Source organism: Rhizobium sp. P1_C7 (assembly GCF_056406295.1).
On record NZ_JBFUAL010000006.1, the window covers coordinates 192,094 to 213,508 of the forward strand.

Below are 21,415 nucleotides of genomic sequence, written 5' to 3' on the forward strand. Positions count from 1 at the left end.
ATGGATAGAACCAGTCTGATAGCAGAGATCGATAGCCGCGGTCTGCGCGATGAAACCCGCACCGGGCCGCTCTACAGGCGTCTTGCGCAAGCTCTAACCGGATTGATCCAGGAGGGTCTGCTAAAACCGGGCGCGGCTCTTCCGAGCGAACGCGATCTTGCCGAAGCCTTGCAAATTGGTCGTGTGACCGTTCGTACCGCTTATCGCGATCTCCTGAACGCAGGCACTCTCGAATCGCGGCATGGCAGCGGCACCTTCGTGTCCAGCAGGGTAGAGCGCATGGAGCAGTCGCTCTGGCGGCTTTCCTCCTTCTCCGCCGACATGCGTTCGCGCGGTCGCGTGCCTGCCGCAAAAATCCTCTCACGCACCATCAATACGCCCTCGCCGGAGGAAGCATTCCTGCTCGGTCTCGGCGTTGACGAGCGCGTCCTCCGCCTTGACCGCCTGCGTCTCGCCGATGGGCTGCCGCTCGCGATCGACCGCTCGGTGGTCCCCGTCAAGTTCCTTGGTGAAAATGGTGGCGGTGAAGACTCGCTCTATGAAGCGCTTGCCGCAAGCGGCCACCGGCCCGTACGCGCCCTGCAAAGGCTCACGGCCGTCACCCTCGATCCGTCATCGGCCGCAGCCCTTGATGTGAAGCCGGGAGCACCGGCACTTCTGATCGAACGCGTTTCGCGGCTGGATGACCAGCGTGTCGTTGAATACACCCGCTCGCACTATCGCGGCGATGCATATGATTTTGTAGCAGAATTGAGAATTGGAGAGGACCTATGAGTGATACCCAGTCGCTGATGTTGCAAGAAGCCGGCCAATCGCCGGATGTCGTGGCAACGCTTTTGCAGAAAGAAAAGCCGGTTTTCGATGAGATCGCCAAACTGTTTTCCTCAGGTGCCCCAAGCGTGGTCACCACAGCCGCGCGCGGCTCTTCCGATCATGCTGCGACCTTCTTCAAATATCTGTTCGAGATAACCTGCGGCGTGCCGGTCGCCTCGGTCGGCCCTTCGGTCGCCTCGGTCTACGGTGCGCCGCTGCACCTGAAGGGCGGTATCCACTTCACGGTGTCGCAATCCGGCGCGAGCCCTGACATCGTCGCTCTGCAGGAAGCGGCCAAACGCGGCGGCGCAACAACTATCGCCGTCGTCAACGTCACCGACAGCCCGCTGGCCAAACAGGCAGACATCGTGCTCGGCCTCAACGCCGGCGCTGAAAAGAGCGTTGCGGCAACGAAGTCCTTCATCGCCGCAGTTGCGGCCCTCTGCGGCGTCACGGCGGCAATCGGCGGCAAACGCGATCTGCACTCGGCGTTGGACAAGCTGCCCGAGGCGCTCCTGGCAACGGCTGGGATAGACACGGCAGCGGCCGAGGATGTCCTCTTCAACGCCACGTCGCTCTACACCGGCGGTCGCGGCCCCGCTTTCGCGATTGCTCTCGAGGCTGCGCTCAAGGCCAAGGAAACGGCTGGCCTGCATGCGGAGGCCTTCTCTCTGGCAGAATTGATGCATGGCCCGATGCGGCTCGTGCAGCCCGGATTCCCGATTGTTGCCTTTGCGCCGGACGACGCAGCCTTTGCCAACAATGTGCAGGCACTCGAACGCCTGCAGAAACTCGGCGCCACCACCGTTCCCTTCTCGTCTCAGCCGCTTGCCGGCATCAATCTGCGTGTGCCGACCACCGGCAATGGCCTTCTCGATCCCCTCGTTTCACTGCTTGTCTATTACAGACTGATCGAATCGGTGACACGCCGCAGGGGCTTCGATCCCGATAAGCCGGCAAACCTGCTTAAGGTAACGGAGACCATCTGATGCTTCGCACGATCATCGCTGGCGCTCGTATCTTTGACGGCGAGCGTTTCCACGACAACAAGGCACTCGTCATCGCCGATGGGCGCATTGAGACAATCGCTGCAGGCAATGAGCTTCCGGAAGGAGAGACAATCCAGCTGGACGGTGGCGTACTTTCGGCCGGCTTCATAGACGCCCAGGTAAACGGCGGCGGCGGCCGGATGCTGAATGATGAACCGTCCGCAAGCTCGATGTACATGATTGCGGAAGGCCACCGGCCTTACGGCACGACTGCTCTCTTGCCGACCCTGATCACCGACACGGCAGATGCGGTGCGTGCGGCGCTGGAAGCGGCCAAGGAAGCCGTGAATACGAACCGCGGCGTCGCCGGCCTGCATCTCGAGGGTCCGCATCTTGCCCCGGCGCGCAAGGGCGCCCATCTCGCCGCACTGATGCGTCCCGTCGAGGAAAGGGACGTCAGGACACTTGTCGCAGCCAAGCAATCGATCGGCACGCTCATGGTGACGATGGCCGCCGAACAGGTCACATCGAAGCAGGTGAGCGAGCTGAGCGAAGCAGGTGTCGTCGTAAGCATCGGCCACTCCGATTGCTCCAGCGAGGCCGCGGAGAGCCGCTTTGATGCAGGCGCGCGCGGTGTGACCCATCTGTTCAACGCAATGAGCCAGTTGGGGCATCGCGCTCCAGGTCTGGTCGGTGCGGCACTTGACCATCCGTCGGTCTGGTGCGGCATCATTGCCGACGGCCATCATGTGGATCCGAAAGCGCTTCGCACCGCGCTTCGCGCAAAGCGGGGCGAAGGCAAGCTCTTTTTCGTCACCGACGCGATGTCGCTCGTCGGCTCGGAGCGCGACGAGTTTGTGTTGAACGGTCGTACCGTTCGCCGCGAGAGGGGTGGTTTCTGTTCAAAGCTGGTCCTGTCCGACGGAACGCTCGCCGGTTCGGACGTCGATATGGCGTCGACCATCCGCTATGGAGTCACCTATCTGGACCTGACGCTTGCCGAGGCCTTGCGCATGGCCACGCTCTACCCCGCGCGTTTCCTTCGTCTTGAGGACCGTGGCCGCCTGGTGCCTGGTGCACGCGCCGATCTGGTGCATATATCGGACAATATCGAAATCACGCGAGCCTGGATCAGCGGCGGCGAGACGGCGTAGCCGCACAGCCGCGATTGTCAACATTACGCTGACAGTCGGTCGCCAAAGGTCGATCTATCGAACAATGGGCCGCAAGCGCATATTTCTTTCATGAACGGCGTCGGCGCAATCAGCGCCGACCTGGTCGAAGAGGAATGCTCCCATGGCTCAGATCATCTTGAATTCGGCGGTCGCCATCCTTGTGTCGACCGCTTTTATTGTCACGGCAACTGCCGCACTGCGCGGCGCGACTCCGGCGATGCAGAAGGTTCCGGTCAGTGCCAGAGGTCGGCAACAACCAAACGGATGAGCGACCGAATAATTCCTCAAATCGGCCCCAATATCGACACCGGTCTGCAGCACGAATGCGTTCACCGGAATCGGGAAGTATCAACATGACCAGAATCATCGGCGCGGCCGCGTTCCTGACGATCGCGCTCGCAGTCTATGCCGCCTCAATCAATCCATATGAAACGCGCGATACGCCGCACAGCCATTCGCATTCGCAGCAAAGCAACAACCGCGACAGCGATCACACGGCCTCAATTCGCTAAACGAAAAGCTGTCCACCGTTGGCGCTCAACGTCGAACCAGTGATGAAGCCCGCATCATCCGACGCGAGAAAAACGACGCAGCGTGCGACTTCATCGGGTTCCCCGAGCCGCCCCACCGGAATCTGCGGAAGGATCCGCTCATTCAGGACCTTCTCCGGAACAGCAAGAACCATCTCCGTGCCGATGTAGCCAGGGCAGATCGCGTTGACGGTAATGTTCTTGGCCGCCCCTTCCTGAGCCAGCGCCTTGGTAAATCCGAGATCGCCCGCCTTCGCGGCGGAATAGTTCACCTGCCCCATCTGTCCCTTTTGGCCATTGATCGAAGAAATGTTGACGATGCGTCCGAAGCTGCGTTCACGCATGCCGGCCCAAACCTGGTGCGTCATGTTGAAGAGACCCGTCAGGTTGGTGTTGACCACCTCGTGCCACTGCTGCGGTGTCATCTTGTGGAACATTGCATCCCGCGTGATGCCCGCATTGTTGACGAGCACCTCCACAAGGCCCAGTTCCGCCTCCACCTTGGCAATGCCTTCGCCGCAAGCCACGTAGTCGGAAACGTCCCACTTGAACACCGCGATGCCCGTCACGTCGTGGAAAGCCTTCGCCTTCTCGTCGTTGCCGGCATAATTCGCAGCAACCTTATAGCCGGCATTCTTTAGCGCCATGGAAATTGCGGCGCCGATGCCTCGCGTACCGCCAGTGACAACAGCTACTCTGCTCATGTTCCGCTCCCCTTATTTAAGGCTCCACTATCCTGTGGAGCTCGATCAAGACATGAAACGCAGGCTATTCAAAGTGCTTCGAAACACATCGCGACGCCCATACCGCCGCCGATGCAGAGCGTGGCCAGTCCCTTCTTGGCGCCGCGACGTTTCATCTCGAATAGGAGCGTGTTGAGAACCCGCGCGCCGGATGCGCCGATCGGGTGCCCGATCGCAATGGCACCGCCATTGACGTTGACGATCGCGGTATCCCATCCGAGATCCTTGTTGACCGCGCAAGCCTGAGCTGCAAACGCCTCGTTCGCCTCGATCAGGTCGAGATCGCCGACCGACCAGCCAGCCTTCTCCAGTGCCTTGCGCGATGCCGGGATCGGGCCGGTTCCCATAACCTGCGGATCGACGCCAGCAGTTGCCCAGGACACGATGCGGGCAAGCGGCTGAATGCCGCGCCTGGATGCTTCCGCCTCCGTCATGAGAACGGCGGCAGCAGCACCATCGTTCAGGCCCGACGCATTGGCGGCCGTGACGGTACCATCCTTGTCAAACGCGGGGCGAAGCTTCGCCATAGCATCCATCGTGGCGCCATGGCGGATATATTCGTCAGCATCCACCGTCACATCGCCCTTCCGGGTCTGGATCAGGTACGGAATAATCTCGTCCTTGAAGCGCCCGGCCTTCTGCGCGGCCTCGGCCTTGTTCTGCGAGGACACGGCAAACTTGTCCTGCTCATCGCGTGAAAGCTGCCACTGACGGGCGATGTTCTCAGCCGTTACGCCCATGTGATAGCCGTAGAAGGCATCGGTGAGACCGTCCTTGATCATGGTGTCGATCATCTTCATGTCTCCCATCTTGACGCCGCCGCGCAGATGCGCGGCGTGCGGCGCCATCGACATGGATTCCTGGCCGCCTGCCACGATAATCTTCGCGTCGCCAAGGGCAATCTGCTGCATCCCAAGTGCCACCGCACGAAGACCGGAACCGCAGAGCTGGTTGACGCCCCAAGCAGTCGCTTCTTTTGGAACGCCGGCCTTCATTGCAGCCTGGCGTGCCGGGTTCTGCCCCTCACCCGCCGGCAGAACCTGGCCGAGAATGACCTCATCCACCTCCCCGGCTTCAACACCCGCTCGTTCAAGTACTCCCTTGACGACAGCCGCCCCCAACTCATGAGCCGGAACAGTTGCAAAAGCGCCGTTGAACGAACCGACTGCGGTACGGCCGGCACTGGCGATGACGATGGACGGACTGGACATGACGGTCTCCTCATTAACTCCACCACATATAGGTTGAAACTGACAAAGCTTTATCGCCAAGTCAAACGGCAAGAGTCGTATATGCCAATTTTCGCAGCAACTTACATTCGGGCAAATTATGCCTGCCGCAAAAGGGGTTGCCGCATCGCACAAAGAGATTGTCACCGAGCTTCTTTTGCGTCTACATTCTCAAGTGGAGGAATTTTCATGACAATCAGACGGGTTTTGGGAGACTGATATGGCGAAAAATGAGGGTCAGATCGTAATTAAGAAATACGCCAATCGCCGCCTCTACAACACAGGCACCAGCACGTATGTGACGTTGGAAGACCTGGCGGAGATGGTCAAGAAGGGGGAGGATTTTACGGTCCAGGATGCCAAAAGCGGTGATGACATCACTCACTCTGTGCTGACGCAGATTATTTTCGAGCAGGAATCCAAGACGGGCAACACGCTTCTGCCGATTTCATTCCTTCGCCAACTGATCACCTACTACGGCGACCAGATGCAGATGGTCGTTCCGAGCTTTCTGGAGCATTCGATGCGCGCCTTCACGGAGCAGCAATCGCAGATGCGGGAGCAGGTCACGCGAGCCTTCGGCGAAACGCCACTGACGAAGAACCTGCAGTTGCCGTTGCAGATGGTGGAGGAGCAGGTACGTCGCAACACCGAGATGTTCCAGCAGGCCATGCAGATGTTTTCGCCCTTCATGAAGCCGCCTGCCAAGGAGAGCCGCAAGGCGGAAGCGAAAGACATCGACGAGCTCAAGGAACAGCTGCGCGCGCTTCAGAGCAAGCTCGACAGCCTTTGACCGATCAAGGCGTGCGCGCACATCTCTTCGAGCTCAGCGGCTTGAAGCGTTGTGCGCGGCGGAGCGCGCCTCAGAGCCCTATCGAAACATCCCGCCCCGCGCTTCGGATCGACACGGCGAAGCCGCCGACGACATCGATCAGCGCAATTGTCAGCAGAATAAAGAAGACCTGCGTTGCAGCATCCTGGACGAGGAGAAACTCGACCAGAAACGCAATGAAGACCAACATCGACAGCATATGGTTGGTGAGGCTGCCGCGGGAATTGAGGGTTGCCCTTAGGATCTCGAAGAACAGCACGACGAGCGCGACGACGATAAACAGATCGCCGAGCGACATGCTCCATATGGCACCCGAAATCATCGAGAGGACGAACAAATCGTTGTGAAGTGACGGAAGCCCGCCGCCCCCCATCAAGCCTAACATTGCCAGATTGTAGAGAATAAAAGGAACGATCATCAGTGGAACAGCATTGAGCATTGGCAGATTCTCCCTCGACAGAAGAATAGTGCCGTAAACCGCCGTGTCACTTCAAGGCATCAAAGAGTATAATTTGCTTAAAAGCAAAAGGTCGGCACCTGGCCGACCTCGCAAAATCCTGCTGAAGCAGAACGCATAAAGTATTATGCGCTTTCCTTCGGCGTCAGAACCTGACGGCCGCGGTACATACCGGTCTTCAGATCGATATGGTGCGGACGACGCAGTTCGCCGGAGTTCTTGTCTTCAACATAGGTCGGAGCCTTCAGTGCGTCTGCAGAGCGGCGCATACCGCGCTTGGACGGGCTCGTTTTTCTCTTCGGTACAGCCATTTCTCTTACTCCACTTCACAGGCGAACACATCCAACGGCCAGACTGGCGGCCGAAACGACGTATCGCGATTTCGGAAATTTTGCGCGCTTATACATGCCTTGGAGGGGCTTGACCAGTCCCCAGCTTTATTTTTTGGAGAATCTGACGTTTCCGCGATCAGACCTCGTCTTCTTCTACGACCCAGGGTTCGGCGCGCGCCGCTTCTTCCCAGGCCTCCCAGGCAGGATGCGCCTTTACCGCCGTCATATAGCTCAATGTGTCGCCTGCTGTCACCAGATCATAGACATCGAGTCGGCTGACGACAGGCGCAAACATCGCATCGGCCCCGGTGAAAGCGCCGAAAAGAAATGGTCCTCCCGAATGCGCGCGCAGGTCCCGCCAGATCGTTTCGATACGCGCTACATCGGCCATGACACCATCCGCCAGCACGATCTTGCCCTTTGCCCGCCGGATGTTCATCGGGCAGGCGCTGCGCAGAGCCCTGAAGCCGGAGAGCATTTCCATCGAAACCGCCCGCGCCACGGCACGCTTGTCACGCTCCTTGGGCCAGATCTCCGCTTCCGGAAAGAGCTCGGCAACATATTCGATGATCGCCAGCGACTGCCAGACGCGAAGATCACCATGCTGAAGAACGGGTACCTGCCCGGTCGGCGAAAATTCCTTGAGCCGTGGATTTCCGGCGGCAAAGTCAAAGGGGACAAGGACTTCCTCGAACGGAATACGCGCCGCAGTCATGGCGATCCATGGGCGGAAGGACCAAGAAGAATAATTCTTGTTGCCGATATAGAGCGTCAGTCTATCCAACGGGCTCTCTCCTATTACATGGCTCTATCAAATACGAGCCGCTCTTCGAAATGGTTCATATCCTGGAAACTGCAGAAGGCAGGCGGTTTCAATTCTACAACAGGTGTGGTCCGGCGCAACGCGTCCAGCGCAGCATCGAGCATCGCCTGCCATGCAGTCAGTGCCGCCTCGTTGAGCCAGCGTCTCGGGTAGCAGAAGGTGATATGGAAGACGTAGCTGTCATGGTCGGGATGCCGGTAGCCGAAGACATTGGCAAGAGCGTCACGCCAAGCGTGCATAGACCGTCGGTCATCCACCGTAAGCCCTTCAACAGTCAATCCAGCCGGCGTCACCTCGGTTACGCCGACGCGGAACGGCTCGAGGGCAGCGAAGGACTGCAGCCGATCGAGGTAGAGATCGGTCATGCCATCGATCTCGGTATCAAGCGCAATCTCCTGCGGCCAGTAGGGCAATCTGCGGCGATATTCGATGATGCCTTGGAACAGCGTCATGTGCAGGCTGGAAATCGGGGTGAAGGCGAACTGCAAGGACTGCGGCATCTCCAGCAGCCGCTGCCGTGCGTCGATGATTGCACGTTGTGATGCCGATCCTTCGACCAGGTGGCAGACCACGGTATTGCCGGGCTCTCGGAGAAAAGTACCGCTCTCGTCGTAGCGCGTGCCGAGATGCTTTGGCGGATTTGGATTGTGAGTTTCAAAATAGTTCAAAAGCGCTGGGGAAAGGGCGGTGATCATCGCTGGGCGTCCGGTGGTTGCTGGCGGGAGGCCCGTCCATACGTCTCAACCACGAATGCCAGATGACACCTGTCGTCACCAACGACAGCTTCTCATGTCAATCATAAATGCATCTGATGTATTCGCCGGAGCCTCGCGCTCGCCGTTCGATGACGGCAGCCAGCCTGCGCAGCCCCCTGCCCGGCTTGCCGGCGTTGCGGTCGATGGGATTGGGCAGCGAGACCGCCAGGAGTGCCGCCTGGCGGCTCGTAAGCTTCGAGGCAGGCACCTTGAAATGATAACGCGCTGCGGCCTCAATGCCGTAGATCCCGGGACCCCATTCCGCGATATTGAGATAGATCTCCATCAGGCGTCGCTTGGACCAGACGAAGTCAGCGGTGACGGCCAGCGGCAGTTCCATGGCCTTGCGAACGAATGAGCGGCTATTCCACAAGAACAGGTTCTTCGCCGTCTGCATCGGAATCGTGCTGCCGCCCCGCGTCGACTTGCCTCCGAGCGTATCGGTGACCAGCATCCGCATCTCGTCCCAATCGACGCCGCCGTGAAAGCAATACTGCCCATCCTCGGACATCATCACCGACTGCACCAGAACAGGCGAGATCTTATCGATCGAAACCCACTGGCGATCGTAGCCTTGCATAAGCACAAGATCGCGCAACATCAGCGTGGAGACCGGATGGATGAAGGGCAGCAGGTAGAGGAAGATCAGGACGTAGGGAAGTACGAGAAGCGCGCCGATCGCAAGAACAACGCGCATCATCATCGAGCGATCCCTCAGCCAAAGCAGCACCTGCCTGTAAGGCGGCACGGCCATGCTGTCCTCTCTATCCGGCGCTATGTCCAAATCCCCGACCCAGTCACGTTCCCTCATTCTCCATAACGCCTGCAAACTGCCATTGCCAGAGACAAAGGAAATCTTGCCCGCTCCATCGACAATTCCGTTGCAAGCCGAAGGCCGCTCATGCCAAACAACGCGCCATGAACGCAAATTTCAAAGCATTCGAAACGAGACTGGCTGCCAACGCGCGCGAAATCGAGACCCTCCTGGATGGACTGCTTTCGACAAAGGTTCTCGATGACGAAATCGCCCGTCCGGAACGCCTGCGTTCCGCCATGCACTATGCGGTCTTGAATGGCGGCAAGCGCCTGCGGCCCTTTCTGGTCGTCGAGACAGCTGCATTGCTCGGCGGCAACAGGCAAGCTGCGCTGCGGGTGGGGGCAGCGCTCGAATGCGTGCACTGTTATTCGCTGGTCCACGACGACCTGCCGGCCATGGACGACGACGATACGCGCCGTGGCAAGCCGACGACGCATATCGCTTTCGACGAAGCGACTGCGATTCTGGCGGGTGACAGCCTGCTCACCTACGCCTTCGACATCATCGCCTCTGAACAGACAGCCTTGCCGAATGCAAGCAAGATTGCGCTCGTAATGGCACTGGCGCGCGCCGCCGGCATTGGTGGCATGGCGGGGGGGCAGGCGCTCGATTTGGCGGCCGAGAAGCAATCCCCGGACGAGCACGGTATCGTCACGCTGCAGGCGATGAAAACAGGCGCACTCATCCGCTTCGCCTGCGAGGCCGGCGCGATGATCGCCGGCGCTGCGGCAGAGGATCGTGCAAGACTGCGCAGATTTGGAGAAAAGATCGGCCTTGCCTTCCAGTTGGCCGACGACATTCTCGACCTGACGGCCGATGCAGCGACGATGGGCAAGGCAACCGGCAAGGACGCCGGACGCGGCAAGGGAACACTGGTCGGCCTGCATGGCCTTTCATGGGCGGAGGCTACGCTTGACGAACACATTGGCGAGGCCGAAGCGCTGCTGTCGCCCTATGCCGCGCGTGGCGCTGTTCTGGTCGAAACGGCCCACTTCATTGCCAAGCGTAAGTGCTGAAAAGCGTCACCGAGACAATATTCCAGGCTAGGCACGAGGCGCAGTCTCTTGTCGGCGGCTGGGAACCGGGCCTAGAAATGGACAAGAACGCGGGCGTTCCGATGAACGGTCCCCGTCGCCCGAGCGTGAGACGCAAGATGCATGAGACCTTGACCTACCTGCCGCAGATCCTGCCCGCCTATGTCGCCTATCTGATCGCCGTCATCAGCCCGGGGCCGGCAATCATGGCGATCGTGTCGACCTCGATGATGCATGGCCGAAAGGCCGGAATGACGATCTCGCTTGGGATATTCGCCGGCTCCTTCACCTGGGCCTGCGCTGCCGCGCTCGGCCTGGCGACCATTCTCCAGACCTACGCGATCGCCCTGGAGATCCTGAAGATCTTCGGCGGTCTCTACCTGCTCTATCTTGCCTACAAGGCGTTCAAGGCCATGCGTTCAAGCGATGATCTGCCGCAGACTGTCGTGCAAAAGAGCTTGTCGACCCGGGCATTGCTGCTGCGGGGCTACGGCATTCACGTCACCAATCCGAAGGCGATCTTCGCGTGGCTCGCGATCATCGCGCTCGGCATGCCGCAAGGCGCCCCGGCATCCGTCGCGGGGCTGATCATCGGAGTGTGCATGGCGACGGGCTTTACCGTTTTCATGGGCTATGCGCTGCTCTTTTCAACGCCGCACGCCTTGAGGATCTACCGCAGCCTGCGGCGCTGGATCGAAGGCGCGATGGCAGCCTTCTACTGCTTCGCTGGACTGAAGCTGCTGACCAGCCGGATTTGACGGCTGGAGCCTGTTACTCCGCAGCGGTTTTCTGTCCGAAGCGCTTTTCGATGTAATCGGCGACCAGCGCCTCGAAATCCGAAGCGATGTTCGGTCCACGCAGCGTCAACGCCTTGCTGCCGTCGATAAAGACCGGAGCGGCAGGGGTTTCACCGGTACCCGGCAGCGAAATGCCGATATCGGCATGCTTGCTTTCACCCGGCCCGTTGACGATGCAGCCCATGACCGCCACGTTCAGTGACTCGACGCCCGGATACTTCTCGCGCCAGACCGGCATGTTCTTGCGCAAATCGTTCTGAATATTCTGCGCCAGTTCCTGGAAGACCGTCGAGGTGGTGCGGCCGCAGCCGGGACAAGCGGCGACGACGGGCACGAACTGACGAAAGCCCATGACTTGCAGCAACTCCTGCGCGACCTGCACTTCGCGCGTCCGGTCTCCATTCGGCTCCGGCGTCAACGAAACACGCACCGTGTCTCCAATGCCGTGCTGCAGCACGTAGCCCATGGCGGCAGACGACGCGACAATGCCTTTCGTTCCCATGCCGGCTTCGGTCAGGCCGAGATGCAGCGCATGGTCCGAGCGTTCGGACAGCATGGAATAGACGGCAATCAGGTCCTGCACCTGGCTGACCTTGGCAGAAAGGATGATGCGGTTGCGCGGCAGACCTATCTCTTCGGCCAGATTGGCCGAGATTAGCGCCGACTGCACGATCGCCTCACGCGTAACCTGACGCGCCGAAAGCGGAGAGCCTGCTTCAGCGTTCTGGTCCATCAATGCTGTCAAGAGATCCTGATCGAGCGATCCCCAGTTGACGCCGATGCGAACCGGCTTGTCATGGCGGATCGCGATCTCGACGATCTCGGCGAACTGCTTGTCCTTCTTGTCCTTGAAGCCGACGTTGCCGGGATTGATGCGGTACTTCGCCAAGGCTTCGGCGCACGCCGGATGATCGGCAAGGAGCTTGTGGCCGATGTAGTGGAAATCGCCGATGAGCGGCACGTCCATGCCCAGGCGCAACAGCCGCTCGCGAATCTTCGGAACGGCAGCGGCACTCTCATCGCGATCGACGGTGATACGAACCAGTTCCGAGCCCGCGTTGAACAACGCAGCCACCTGAGCGACGGTCGAATCGACATCGGCAGTATCGGTATTGGTCATCGATTGCACGACGACGGGCGCGCCACCGCCCACGATGACACCTCCGACATCGACGGCGACCGAGGCGCGGCGCGCTTTCGGATCAAAATCTGCAGCAGAAGACATGGAGAGTTCTTGAACCCCTAAAATTGATCTCTTTCAGGTGGATCATGCCCGCTTTGTTGTCAACCGCCCGGCGCATCACTTTTGCTTGGCGGCGGCCTCAGTGACCGCCTCCGGAAATGCCGTCGGCGTAGCGTGCCAGGTTCGATAACAAAAGCACGACGACAAGCAAGACGGGAAGCACCATGAAGACGACACCGAAGCCGACATGTTCCGCGACGAAGCCGATGGCGGAAGGCGCAACCAGCATGCCGGAATAACCCATCGTCGTTACCACCGAGAGCCCGATGCCGTTCTTTAGACCGGGAATATTGCCGGCAGCCGAGAAGGCGATCGGAACCATGTTCGAAATGCCGACGCCGCACAGTGCAAAGCCGATGATCGCAATTTCCGCGCTCGGCGCGAGCGCCGCGAATAGCATGCCGGCAATGGCGAAGAGGGTGCAGATTCTCAGTGTCTTGACACCGCCGAACCGGTCGCGGACAAGATCGCCGGCAAAGCGCATGATGGCCATCGTCAGCGAGAACGCCGCAAAACCGAAGCCGGAAAGAGCGACCGATGCGCCGAGCTCCTGGCGCAGATAGAGCGCGCCCCAATCCAGCACCGCGCCTTCGGGGACCATGGAAAACAGCGCCATGAGACCGAGCAGCCAAGGCAGCGGCACCATCGGCAGCCGTGTCTTTTTCTTTTTCTCATCGGGATGTGGCGGGTCGGCATGGATCATGGTCCAGGCGACTCCAAGGATGATCGCTGCAAGAAGCGTCGCAAGCCCCGCATGCCAGAGTACGCCGAGCTTGGCAATCAGAAGGCCGCCCAGGGCCGCGCCGATCAGGCCACCAAGGCTCCAGAAGGCATGGCATGACGACATGATCGCCCGCCGCATGGACTTTTCCACGGCGACCGCGTTCGCGTTCATGGCAACGTCCATCGCGCCGATGAAACCGCCGAACAGGAAGATCGAGATTGCTCCGGTGACGACATTTGGCGAAAGCGTCAGCGCAAGCAAAAAGGGCAGTAGGCAGACGGCAGAGACCTGGGCCACGAGCCGTGAACCGTGCCGGGCAATCTGCCCGCCGGCGATCGGCATAAGCGTGAGCGAGCCGACGCCGAAGACCAAGATCATCAGTCCGAGCTCGAACTTGCTGAGCTGAAGCCGCTCGGCGAATTCCGGAATTTTCGGGGCCCAGCAGCCGACGAAGAAGCCGTTCATCAGGAACAGCAGCGAAACTGCCACCCTGCTTTTTGTCACGAAGCCGCTCCTGGTGACAGGCGCTGTATTCACTTGATGGTCCATGTTTCTTCCCAATATGCCTGTCTGCCCGGCAGCTGATTAAACTAGAATTATAGCGCCTCGCCGGCCACGATCGTTCGGCATCCGTGGTCACGATAGCGCACCAGCACGTCTGGATCAGCGTCGTGCTCGACCACCAGGCAGTCGCAATGCGCCACAGACAGAACGCTGTGCGGTGCCGCTGTCGCAAACTTCTCGGAGGTGACCGCAACGAGAACCGACTTGCTTCTTGATGCCGCGAAGCGTTTGAACTCCGCGTCCTCGAAGCCGATGGCCGTGATCCCCGCCGCAAGGTCGATACCGCACGCACCCAGAACACAAAGATCGGGCGAAAGCTGCCCCATGTCACGCATGGCCTTGGCACCCAGCGCGCCCCCAGCCTGTCTATCGACGAGACCGCCGATCAGAATGACGTTGACCAGAGGTTTTTCGATCAGCGCCGCAGCGATGGCCGGCGCATTCGTTGCCGCCGTCAACGCCATATCGTCAGGCAGCGCCGCCGCGATGGCGACATTGGTGCTGCCGGCGTCGAAAAACACAGTTGCTCCAGCCGAAATCTGCGAAACGGCGGCAAGCGCCAGTGCCTGCTTGCGATCCCGCGCCATGCTCATGCGCTGGTTCATGCTCGTGGCAACAGGCGAAACCGGCAGCGCGCCGCCATAGACGCGCTCGCAAAGCCCGGCCGCAGCCATCTCTCGGAGATCCCGGCGAACCGTGTCTTCGGATACGCCGAATTCGACAGCAAGCTCCCCAGCCAGAACCCGGCCACGGGTATTCAACTTGCTCAAGATGGCGCTCTGCCGCTCCTGCAAAAGAAGTTCGCTCACATTCATCTCGGCTTAATCCACAGCAGGGGTCAAAAAATCGATACAAACATGCATAAATGGATATAAACGTGCACGCAAGCAGAGAGCGTACACGTTTTTTCACCGCGTGAAACAACCAGCGCCGAATTCATGAAAAATGAGAAAAATATTCGCAGCTGCCGTTTCTATTTGCAGTTTTCTACGCATCTTCACATCTGCTTTTCTGCGATTTTCCCTGCATCGACCACATCTGGTGAACTGGATAGAAAAATGAACCTCCTGAAGATCATCGCGACAGCTGCATCGATCCATGCTGCCGCGCTCATGCCCGCCCTTGCTGGCGACAATCTTGCCGCGATCAAATCGGCCGGCGTCTTCAAGGTCGGCACCGAAGGAACCTACGCGCCCTTCACCTATCACGACGAAAGCGGTAAGCTCGTTGGCTTCGACGTCGAGATCGGTGAAGCCGTCGCAGCCAAGCTCGGCGTCAAGGCCGAGTTCGTCGAAGGCAAGTGGGACGGGCTGATCGCCGGCCTCGACGCCAAGCGCTACGACACCGTCATCAACCAGGTCGGTATCACCGAGGCGCGCAAGCAGAAATACGATTTCTCTGAGCCCTACATCGCTTCGAAGGCCGTGCTGATCGTTCGCGACGGCGATGACAGCATCAAGTCCTTTGCCGACCTCAAGGGCAAGAAGTCGGCACAATCGTTGACCAGCAACTTCGGCAAGCTTGCCGAGCAGGCAGGCGCCGAGCTTGTCGGCACCGACGGCTTCGACCAGTCGATCCAGCTCGTGCTGACCAAGCGCGCCGACGCGACGATCAACGACAGCCTCTCCTTCCTCGATTTCAAGAAGCACAAGCCGGACGCCCCGGTGAAGATTGTCGCTCAGCAGGAAAATGCCGACTATTCCGGCATCATCATCCGCAAGAGCGAACCGGAACTTCTGGAAGCGATCAACAAAGCGCTCACCGACATTAAGGCGGACGGCACCTACAAGAAGATCGCCGACAAGTATTTCGGTCAGGACGTCTCCAAGTAATCAGCCTTCGGCGGCAGTTTCCCGCCGCCCTGACATCCTCTATATGTGCCTTTGAAAGCGTTCAGCGAAACCTCGCTGAACGCGTCTTGCTTTTGAGGGATATGCCCGTGCCGCAATGGCTTCAGCTGATGACCGATTCGCTCGCGCCGCTTCTCTGGGCCGGGTTGGTCTTCACCATTCCGCTCACATTGCTGTCCTTCGTGCTCGGCCTTGCCCTTGGCCTGATCACCGCAATTGCGCGCCTCTTCGGCGCAGGGCCGGTGGTCGCGCTCGCCCGCTTCTATGTGTGGGTCATTCGCGGCACGCCGTTGCTGGTCCAGCTCTTCGTGATCTTCTACGGTTTGCCGAGCATCGGCATCCTGCTCGATGCCTTTCCGGCAGCGCTCATCGGCTTCACACTGAACATCGGCGCCTACAGCTCCGAAATCATACGCGCGGTGATTTCGTCGGTACCGAAAGGGCAGTGGGAGGCCGCCTACTCGATCGGGATGAGCTGGCGCCAGGCCATGACGCGAACCATATTGCCCCAGGCAGCACGCGTCGCGGTTCCTCCTCTCTCCAATACCTTCATCTCGCTCGTAAAAGACACCTCACTCGCCGCCGCGATTACCGTGCCTGAGCTTTTTCAGGCTGCGCAGCGTATCGTCGCCACCACCTACGAGCCTTTGATCCTCTATATCGAGGCAGCGCTGATCTATCTCGCGCTAAGCTCCGTTCTGTCCGCGCTGCAGGTAAGGCTCGAGCGTCGTTTCGCGCGCTATGGCGGCATGCTGGAGGCAAACACATGATCGAGCTTTCCAACATTGAAAAACGTTTCGGCGATGCCGTCATCCTGAAGGACATCAGCATCCGCATACCGGAAGGCAGCGTCACTGCCCTCGTCGGCCCGTCAGGCGGTGGCAAGAGCACGCTGCTTCGCTGCATCAACCTGCTGGAGATCCCGACAGCAGGCGCGATCCGTATCGGCGACGAGCAGCTGACGTTCGCGCCCGGTCAGAAAACCAGGTGGCAGGCCATCCAGAAGATCCGCCGGCAGACGGGTATGGTGTTTCAGAATTTCCAGCTCTTCCCGCATCAAACGGCAATCGAAAACGTGATGGAGGGCTTGGTCACCGTCCTAAAGTGGCCGGGGGCGAAAGCCCGCGACCGCGCCATGGAGCTGCTCACGAAGGTTGGCATGGCTCACAAGGCCGACGCCTGGCCGGCAACTCTTTCCGGCGGCCAACAGCAGCGCGTCGCGATTGCCCGCGCCCTTGCTCCGTCGCCGCGCGTGCTCTTGTGCGACGAGCCGACATCGGCGCTGGACCCCGAACTCTCCGCCGAGGTTGTCGATGTCTTGGGCCGCCTCGCTAGGGAGGGGACAACCATGGTGATGGCCACGCACGATCTGCGGCTGGCCTCCAAGATCGCCAACGACGTCGTTTTCCTGGAAGCTGGAAGCGTCGTCGAAACGGGCAGCGCGAAAAACATATTCACCGCGCCGGAGCGTGAGCGCACCAAGCGCTTCATTTCAACGATCAACGCCGCCCACACCTACGACATATAAGCGGGGGGGGCGGCCGTTGGTTCAAGCGGAACGCGCGGCCTTCAGGGCATTGCCCCACCAGACAAGCTGGTCGAGCTGGTTCTTGGCGGCTTCGCCGAGGTGCGGATAGTCGCTCAGGCTTTTGCCGTCCCTTGCGACAGCAATGTAATCCGCAAGGGAGATGTGTACGCCGGTCTTGACTGAGGCCGCGCTCATCTCGACGAAAATCAGGCGCAGATGCTCGACCGCACGCGCGCCACCGACACCGCCGTAGCCTACGAATGCGACCGGCTTCTGGATAAACTCGCCAAGATCGATAGCATTTTTCAGAACCGCGGTCGGCGCGTGATTGTATTCGGCAACGGTAAAGATGTAGCCGTCGAATTCGCGCAGTTTCTTCTTCCAGTGCTCTGCCGTCTCGCTTTCGGCTTCTGTCGCTCGAGCTTCGCCAAACAGGGCCATGGGATAATCCAGCAGATCGAGGACCTCGACCTCCAGTTCAGGGCGGCTGCGGGCAATATCCGCGATCCACTTTGCAGGATGGTCGGCAAAACGACCGATACGCGTACTTCCGACGATGACGGCAATCTTAAGTTTACTCATATCGACCTTCCTCAATGCAAAACAGCAAAGGGCGGCCCGGAAGGCCGCCCTTTATCTTCGAACAGGCGGGTCACCCCGCATAGGTGACCAACAGATCCTTGGCGTCGATCTGGTCGCCCGCCTTGACGAGCACCTCTGCCATTGTGCCGTCCTTCTCCGCGTGGATCGCGGTCTCCATCTTCATGGCTTCGATCGAGACCAGCACGTCGCCGGCGTTGATCGTCTGACCCGGCGAGACGAAGACGCGGGAGATCACACCCGGCATCGGCGCGCCGACATGAGCTGCATTGCCGGGTTCGGCCTTGCGACGAGCGGCAGCGCCGGTGGCACCATGCGCACGATCGGGAACCTTGATACGGCGCGGCTGGCCGTTGAGTTCGAAAAACACCGTCACCATCCCCTGGCTGTCGGTGCCGCTCATCGCCTGGTTGACGATGACCAGCGTCTTGCCCTTCTCGATATCGACAAAAAGCTCGTCGCCATCAGCAAGACCATAGAAGTAGGAAGGCGTCGGCAGGACCGAAACCGGACCGTAAGTATCGGAGGCCAGCGCAAAGTCGGTGAACACCTTCGGATACATCAAGTAGGACGCGAACTCGAAATCGCTGACCTCACGCTCCAGCTTGGCCCCGATCGTCTTGCGCTCGGCATCGAGATCGGCGTCTTCGAGCAGCGAGCCGGGGCGCACGGTGTAAGGCTGATCGCCCTTCAGCGCCTTCTTCTGCAATGCTTCCGGCCATCCCGATGGCGGCTGTCCGAGATCGCCCTTGAGCATCGAGACGACGGATTCCGGGAAGGAGACTTCCTTGTCGGGGTTGACGACGTCGGCCACGCTCAAATCCTGGGACACCATCATCAGCGCCATGTCGCCGACGACCTTGGAAGACGGCGTCACTTTGACGATGTCCCCGAACATCTGATTGGCATCGGCATAAGCCTGCGCCACCTGATGCCAGCGGGTTTCGAGGCCAAGGGAGCGGGCCTGTTCCTTGAGATTGGTGAACTGGCCGCCAGGCATTTCGTGCAGGTAGACTTCCGATGCCGGACCCTTCAGGTCGCTTTCGAAGGCGGCGTACTGGTTGCGCACGGCCTCCCAATAGAAGGAAATACGGCGGATCCACTCGGGATCGAGGCCCGGATCGCGCTCGGAACCACGCAGCGCTTCGACGATCGAGCCGAGGCAGGGCTGCGATGTGTTGCCGGAGAGCGCATCCATCGCCGCATCCACCGCGTCGACGCCCGCGTCCACCGCAGCGAGCACAGTGGCGGCAGCAATGCCCGACGTGTCGTGCGTGTGAAAGTGGATGGGCAGGCTCGTGGCTTCCCGCAGCGCCTTGAACAGCACCGTGGCCGCAGCCGGCTTCAACAGGCCGGCCATATCCTTCAGAGCGATGATGTGAGCGCCAGCCTTTTCAAGCTGAACGGCGAGATCCGTGTAGTACTTGAGATCGTATTTCGGGCGAGCCGAATTCAGGATGTCGCCAGTGTAGCAGATCGCCGCTTCGCAGAGCTTGCTCTCCTCAGCCACCGCATCCATCGAGACGCGCATGTTCTCGACCCAGTTCAGGCAGTCGAAGACGCGGAAGAGATCGATGCCGCCCTTGGCCGCCTGGCGGACGAAATATTTGACGACATTGTCAGGATAGTTCTTGTAGCCGACGCCATTGGCGCCGCGCAGCAGCATCTGCAGCAAAAGGTTCGGGGCCGCTTCACGCACCAGCGCCAGGCGCTCCCACGGATCTTCCGTCAGGAAGCGCATAGAGACGTCGAAGGTCGCACCACCCCAACATTCGAGAGACAGCAGGTTCGGCAGGGCATGCGCGTAGGTCCCGGCGATGCGGGCGATATCGTGGGTGCGCATGCGCGTTGCGAGCAGCGACTGATGGCCGTCGCGCATGGTGGTGTCGGTCATCAGGACGCGCTTTTCATTGCGCATCCATTCGCCGAATTTCTTCGGCCCGAGCGTATCGAGCAATTGCTTGGTGCCGTCCGAAATGCCATTTCCATTGGTGTACGGCACGACCGGTATCGCCGCATCGGCAGGCGGCCGCGGCCGGTCCTTGGCTTCCGGATGGCCGTTGACCGTTACATCGGCAAGGTAGGTCAGAAGCTTGGTCGCACGGTCCTGACGCTTCACCTGCTGGAACAGCTCCGGTGTCGTGTCGATAAAACGCGTGGTGTAGCTGTTGTCCTTGAATTTCGGATGCGTGATGATCGCTTCAAGGAAGGTCAGGTTCGTTGCGACGCCGCGGATGCGGAATTCACGCAACGCGCGGTCCATGCGGGCAATCGCCTCGGACGGGTTCGGCGCCCAGGCGGTGACCTTGACCAGCAGCGGGTCGTAGTAGCGGGTAATGATCGCACCCGAATAGGACGTGCCGCCGTCGAGACGGATACCGAATCCCGAGGCCGAACGATAAGCCGTGATGCGGCCATAGTCCGGGATGAAGTTGTGCTCCGGATCCTCCGTCGTAATGCGGCACTGCAGCGCGTGACCGTTGAGGCGAATGTCCTCCTGTCTAGGAACGCCAGATTCCGGCGTGCCGATTGCAAAGCCGTCGAGGATATGGATCTGCGCCTTGACGATATCGATGCCGGTCACGACTTCGGTGACGGTATGCTCGACCTGGATGCGCGGATTGACTTCGATGAAGTAGAATTTGCCGGTGTCCGCATCCATGAGATATTCGACGGTGCCGGCGCCGATGTAGTTCGTTGCCTTGGCGATTTTCAGCGAATAGTCCGCAAGCTCTTGGCGCTGCGCTTGCGAAAGATAGGGCGCCGGTGCGCGCTCGACGACTTTCTGGTTGCGGCGCTGGATGGAGCAGTCGCGCTCGAAAAGATGCACGACGTTGCCGTGCGTGTCGCCGAGGATCTGGCTTTCGACGTGGCGGGCACGCTCGACGAGCTTTTCGAGATAGACCTCGTCCTTGCCGAAAGCAGCCATCGCCTCGCGCTTGGCTTCGGTCACTTCACGGGCGAGATCCTTCGGGTCGCGGATCGCGCGCATGCCGCGACCGCCGCCGCCCCAGGAGGCCTTTAGCATCACCGGGTAACCGATTTCTTCGGCCATGCGGGCCACTTCTTTCGCATCATCAGGCAGCGGTTCGGTGGCAGGCACGACGGGCACGCCGACCGAGATCGCCAGATTGCGCGCCGCGACCTTGTTACCGAGCTGGCGCATGGTATCGCCCTTGGGGCCGATGAAGATGATGCCGGCCTGCTTGCAGGCGTCGACGAATTCCGGGCTCTCTGACAGCAGGCCGTAACCCGGATGGATCGCGTCAGCGCCGGACAGCTTGGCAACCCTGATGACTTCGTCGATCGACAGATAGCTTTCGATTGGCCCCAGATCGCGAGCAAGATGCGGGCCGCGACCGACCTGATAGCTTTCGTCAGCCTTGAATCTGTGCAGCGCCAGTTTGTCTTCTTCCGCCCATATCGCGACCGTTTTTATCCCGAGCTCGTTAGCCGCGCGAAACACGCGGATGGCAATTTCCGAACGGTTGGCAACAAGTATCTTCGAAATCGGCAATGCTGTCTCCTCACGGCATCGAAACGGGCAATGCTGCACCCGCGAAGAAGAGTCTTAACCTGC

Annotated in this window: 23 protein-coding genes; 11 read left to right on the forward strand and 12 right to left on the reverse strand. The window is 60.0% G+C overall.

Going from position 1 to position 21,415, the window contains the following annotated elements; translation table 11 throughout:
• The 5 genes from AC1D2R_RS11590 to AC1D2R_RS11610 all read left to right on the forward strand — a co-directional run bounded on the left by AC1D2R_RS11590 (position 1) and on the right by AC1D2R_RS11610 (position 3,489).
• A complete protein-coding gene (locus AC1D2R_RS11590) occupies positions 1-774 on the forward strand; it encodes a GntR family transcriptional regulator (protein ID WP_477967423.1) in 774 nt (257 codons plus the stop codon).
• Positions 771-1,802, forward strand: coding sequence for an SIS domain-containing protein (locus tag AC1D2R_RS11595; protein WP_477967424.1), 1,032 nt, complete (start codon positions 771-773; stop codon positions 1,800-1,802). Before AC1D2R_RS11590 ends, AC1D2R_RS11595 begins: the two co-directional genes overlap by 4 nt.
• A complete protein-coding gene (gene nagA / locus AC1D2R_RS11600) occupies positions 1,802-2,956 on the forward strand; it encodes an N-acetylglucosamine-6-phosphate deacetylase (RefSeq protein WP_477967425.1) in 1,155 nt (384 codons plus the stop codon). The genes AC1D2R_RS11595 and nagA overlap by 1 nt, the downstream gene beginning before the upstream one ends.
• A gap of 90 nt (positions 2,957-3,046) precedes the next feature.
• Entirely contained in the window at positions 3,047-3,334 is a 288-nt protein-coding gene (locus AC1D2R_RS11605; protein WP_477967426.1) for a hypothetical protein, read from the forward strand.
• Positions 3,331-3,489, forward strand: coding sequence for a hypothetical protein (locus AC1D2R_RS11610; protein WP_477967427.1), 159 nt, complete (start codon positions 3,331-3,333; stop codon positions 3,487-3,489). The genes AC1D2R_RS11605 and AC1D2R_RS11610 overlap by 4 nt, the downstream gene beginning before the upstream one ends.
• Here the strand turns inward: AC1D2R_RS11610 and phbB are convergent.
• Positions 3,486-4,211, reverse strand: a complete 726-nt coding sequence (phbB, locus tag AC1D2R_RS11615; RefSeq protein ID WP_477967428.1) for an acetoacetyl-CoA reductase — start codon at positions 4,209-4,211, stop codon at positions 3,486-3,488. The genes AC1D2R_RS11610 and phbB overlap by 4 nt on opposite strands.
• A 68-nt stretch (positions 4,212-4,279) precedes the next feature.
• Positions 4,280-5,461 (reverse strand): acetyl-CoA C-acetyltransferase, encoded by a 1,182-nt coding sequence (locus AC1D2R_RS11620; RefSeq protein ID WP_477967429.1) that lies wholly within the window; start codon positions 5,459-5,461, stop codon positions 4,280-4,282.
• A gap of 238 nt (positions 5,462-5,699) precedes the next feature.
• Between AC1D2R_RS11620 and phaR the strand changes: the two genes are divergently transcribed.
• Complete coding sequence (phaR, locus tag AC1D2R_RS11625; RefSeq protein WP_477967430.1) at positions 5,700-6,272, forward strand: polyhydroxyalkanoate synthesis repressor PhaR; 573 nt, start codon at positions 5,700-5,702, stop codon at positions 6,270-6,272.
• A gap of 70 nt (positions 6,273-6,342) precedes the next feature.
• Here phaR and AC1D2R_RS11630 read toward each other — a convergent pair whose 3' ends face one another.
• The 5 genes from AC1D2R_RS11630 to mtgA all read right to left on the reverse strand — a co-directional run bounded on the left by AC1D2R_RS11630 (position 6,343) and on the right by mtgA (position 9,462).
• Positions 6,343-6,750 carry a hypothetical protein gene (locus AC1D2R_RS11630; RefSeq protein WP_477967431.1) on the reverse strand — a complete coding sequence of 136 codons (408 nt, stop codon included), beginning with the start codon at positions 6,748-6,750 and terminating at the stop codon, positions 6,343-6,345.
• 143 nt (positions 6,751-6,893) lie between these two features.
• On the reverse strand, positions 6,894-7,079 hold the full coding sequence (gene rpmF / locus AC1D2R_RS11635; protein WP_003543812.1) for a 50S ribosomal protein L32: 186 nt from the start codon (positions 7,077-7,079) through the stop codon (positions 6,894-6,896).
• A 157-nt stretch (positions 7,080-7,236) separates the two neighbouring features.
• Positions 7,237-7,884, reverse strand: coding sequence for a glutathione S-transferase family protein (locus tag AC1D2R_RS11640; RefSeq protein WP_477967432.1), 648 nt, complete (start codon positions 7,882-7,884; stop codon positions 7,237-7,239).
• Between the two features lie 14 nt (positions 7,885-7,898).
• Positions 7,899-8,618: a DUF1868 domain-containing protein gene (locus AC1D2R_RS11645; protein ID WP_477967433.1), complete on the reverse strand. Its 720-nt coding sequence runs from the start codon at positions 8,616-8,618 to the stop codon at positions 7,899-7,901.
• Positions 8,619-8,715: 97 nt separating this feature from the next.
• The gene (gene mtgA / locus AC1D2R_RS11650) at positions 8,716-9,462 is read right to left on the reverse strand and encodes a monofunctional biosynthetic peptidoglycan transglycosylase (protein ID WP_477967578.1); all 747 of its coding nucleotides are present in this window, start codon (positions 9,460-9,462) and stop codon (positions 8,716-8,718) included.
• 134 nt (positions 9,463-9,596) lie between these two features.
• Here mtgA and AC1D2R_RS11655 point away from each other — a divergent pair, with 134 nt between their 5' ends.
• A complete protein-coding gene (locus AC1D2R_RS11655; protein WP_477967434.1) occupies positions 9,597-10,511 on the forward strand; it encodes a polyprenyl synthetase family protein in 915 nt (304 codons plus the stop codon).
• A 137-nt stretch (positions 10,512-10,648) separates the two neighbouring features.
• On the forward strand, positions 10,649-11,287 hold the full coding sequence (locus tag AC1D2R_RS11660) for a LysE family translocator (protein ID WP_477967579.1): 639 nt from the start codon (positions 10,649-10,651) through the stop codon (positions 11,285-11,287).
• Positions 11,288-11,300: 13 nt separating this feature from the next.
• Here the strand turns inward: AC1D2R_RS11660 and ispG are convergent, their stop codons facing one another.
• The 3 genes from ispG to AC1D2R_RS11675 all read right to left on the reverse strand — a co-directional run bounded on the left by ispG (position 11,301) and on the right by AC1D2R_RS11675 (position 14,672).
• Positions 11,301-12,551 carry a flavodoxin-dependent (E)-4-hydroxy-3-methylbut-2-enyl-diphosphate synthase gene (gene ispG / locus AC1D2R_RS11665; RefSeq protein ID WP_477967435.1) on the reverse strand — a complete coding sequence of 417 codons (1,251 nt, stop codon included), beginning with the start codon at positions 12,549-12,551 and terminating at the stop codon, positions 11,301-11,303.
• 97 nt (positions 12,552-12,648) lie between these two features.
• Positions 12,649-13,842 carry an MFS transporter gene (locus AC1D2R_RS11670; protein WP_477967436.1) on the reverse strand — a complete coding sequence of 398 codons (1,194 nt, stop codon included), beginning with the start codon at positions 13,840-13,842 and terminating at the stop codon, positions 12,649-12,651.
• A 47-nt stretch (positions 13,843-13,889) separates the two neighbouring features.
• Positions 13,890-14,672 carry a DeoR/GlpR family DNA-binding transcription regulator gene (locus AC1D2R_RS11675; RefSeq protein WP_477967437.1) on the reverse strand — a complete coding sequence of 261 codons (783 nt, stop codon included), beginning with the start codon at positions 14,670-14,672 and terminating at the stop codon, positions 13,890-13,892.
• A gap of 243 nt (positions 14,673-14,915) precedes the next feature.
• Between AC1D2R_RS11675 and AC1D2R_RS11680 the strand changes: the two genes are divergently transcribed.
• The 3 genes from AC1D2R_RS11680 to AC1D2R_RS11690 all read left to right on the forward strand — a co-directional run bounded on the left by AC1D2R_RS11680 (position 14,916) and on the right by AC1D2R_RS11690 (position 17,235).
• Positions 14,916-15,689 carry an amino acid ABC transporter substrate-binding protein gene (locus AC1D2R_RS11680; RefSeq protein ID WP_477967438.1) on the forward strand — a complete coding sequence of 258 codons (774 nt, stop codon included), beginning with the start codon at positions 14,916-14,918 and terminating at the stop codon, positions 15,687-15,689.
• Positions 15,690-15,796: 107 nt separating this feature from the next.
• Positions 15,797-16,477, forward strand: coding sequence for an amino acid ABC transporter permease (locus tag AC1D2R_RS11685; RefSeq protein ID WP_477967439.1), 681 nt, complete (start codon positions 15,797-15,799; stop codon positions 16,475-16,477).
• Positions 16,474-17,235 (forward strand): amino acid ABC transporter ATP-binding protein, encoded by a 762-nt coding sequence (locus AC1D2R_RS11690; RefSeq protein ID WP_477967440.1) that lies wholly within the window; start codon positions 16,474-16,476, stop codon positions 17,233-17,235. Before AC1D2R_RS11685 ends, AC1D2R_RS11690 begins: the two co-directional genes overlap by 4 nt.
• 21 nt (positions 17,236-17,256) lie before the next feature.
• Here the strand turns inward: AC1D2R_RS11690 and AC1D2R_RS11695 are convergent, their stop codons facing one another.
• Together AC1D2R_RS11695 and pyc are read right to left on the reverse strand one after the other, a co-directional pair.
• Positions 17,257-17,817, reverse strand: coding sequence for an NADPH-dependent FMN reductase (locus AC1D2R_RS11695; RefSeq protein WP_477967441.1), 561 nt, complete (start codon positions 17,815-17,817; stop codon positions 17,257-17,259).
• A gap of 70 nt (positions 17,818-17,887) precedes the next feature.
• Positions 17,888-21,352, reverse strand: coding sequence for a pyruvate carboxylase (pyc, locus tag AC1D2R_RS11700; protein ID WP_477967442.1), 3,465 nt, complete (start codon positions 21,350-21,352; stop codon positions 17,888-17,890).
• Positions 21,353-21,415: the final 63 nt, after the last annotated feature.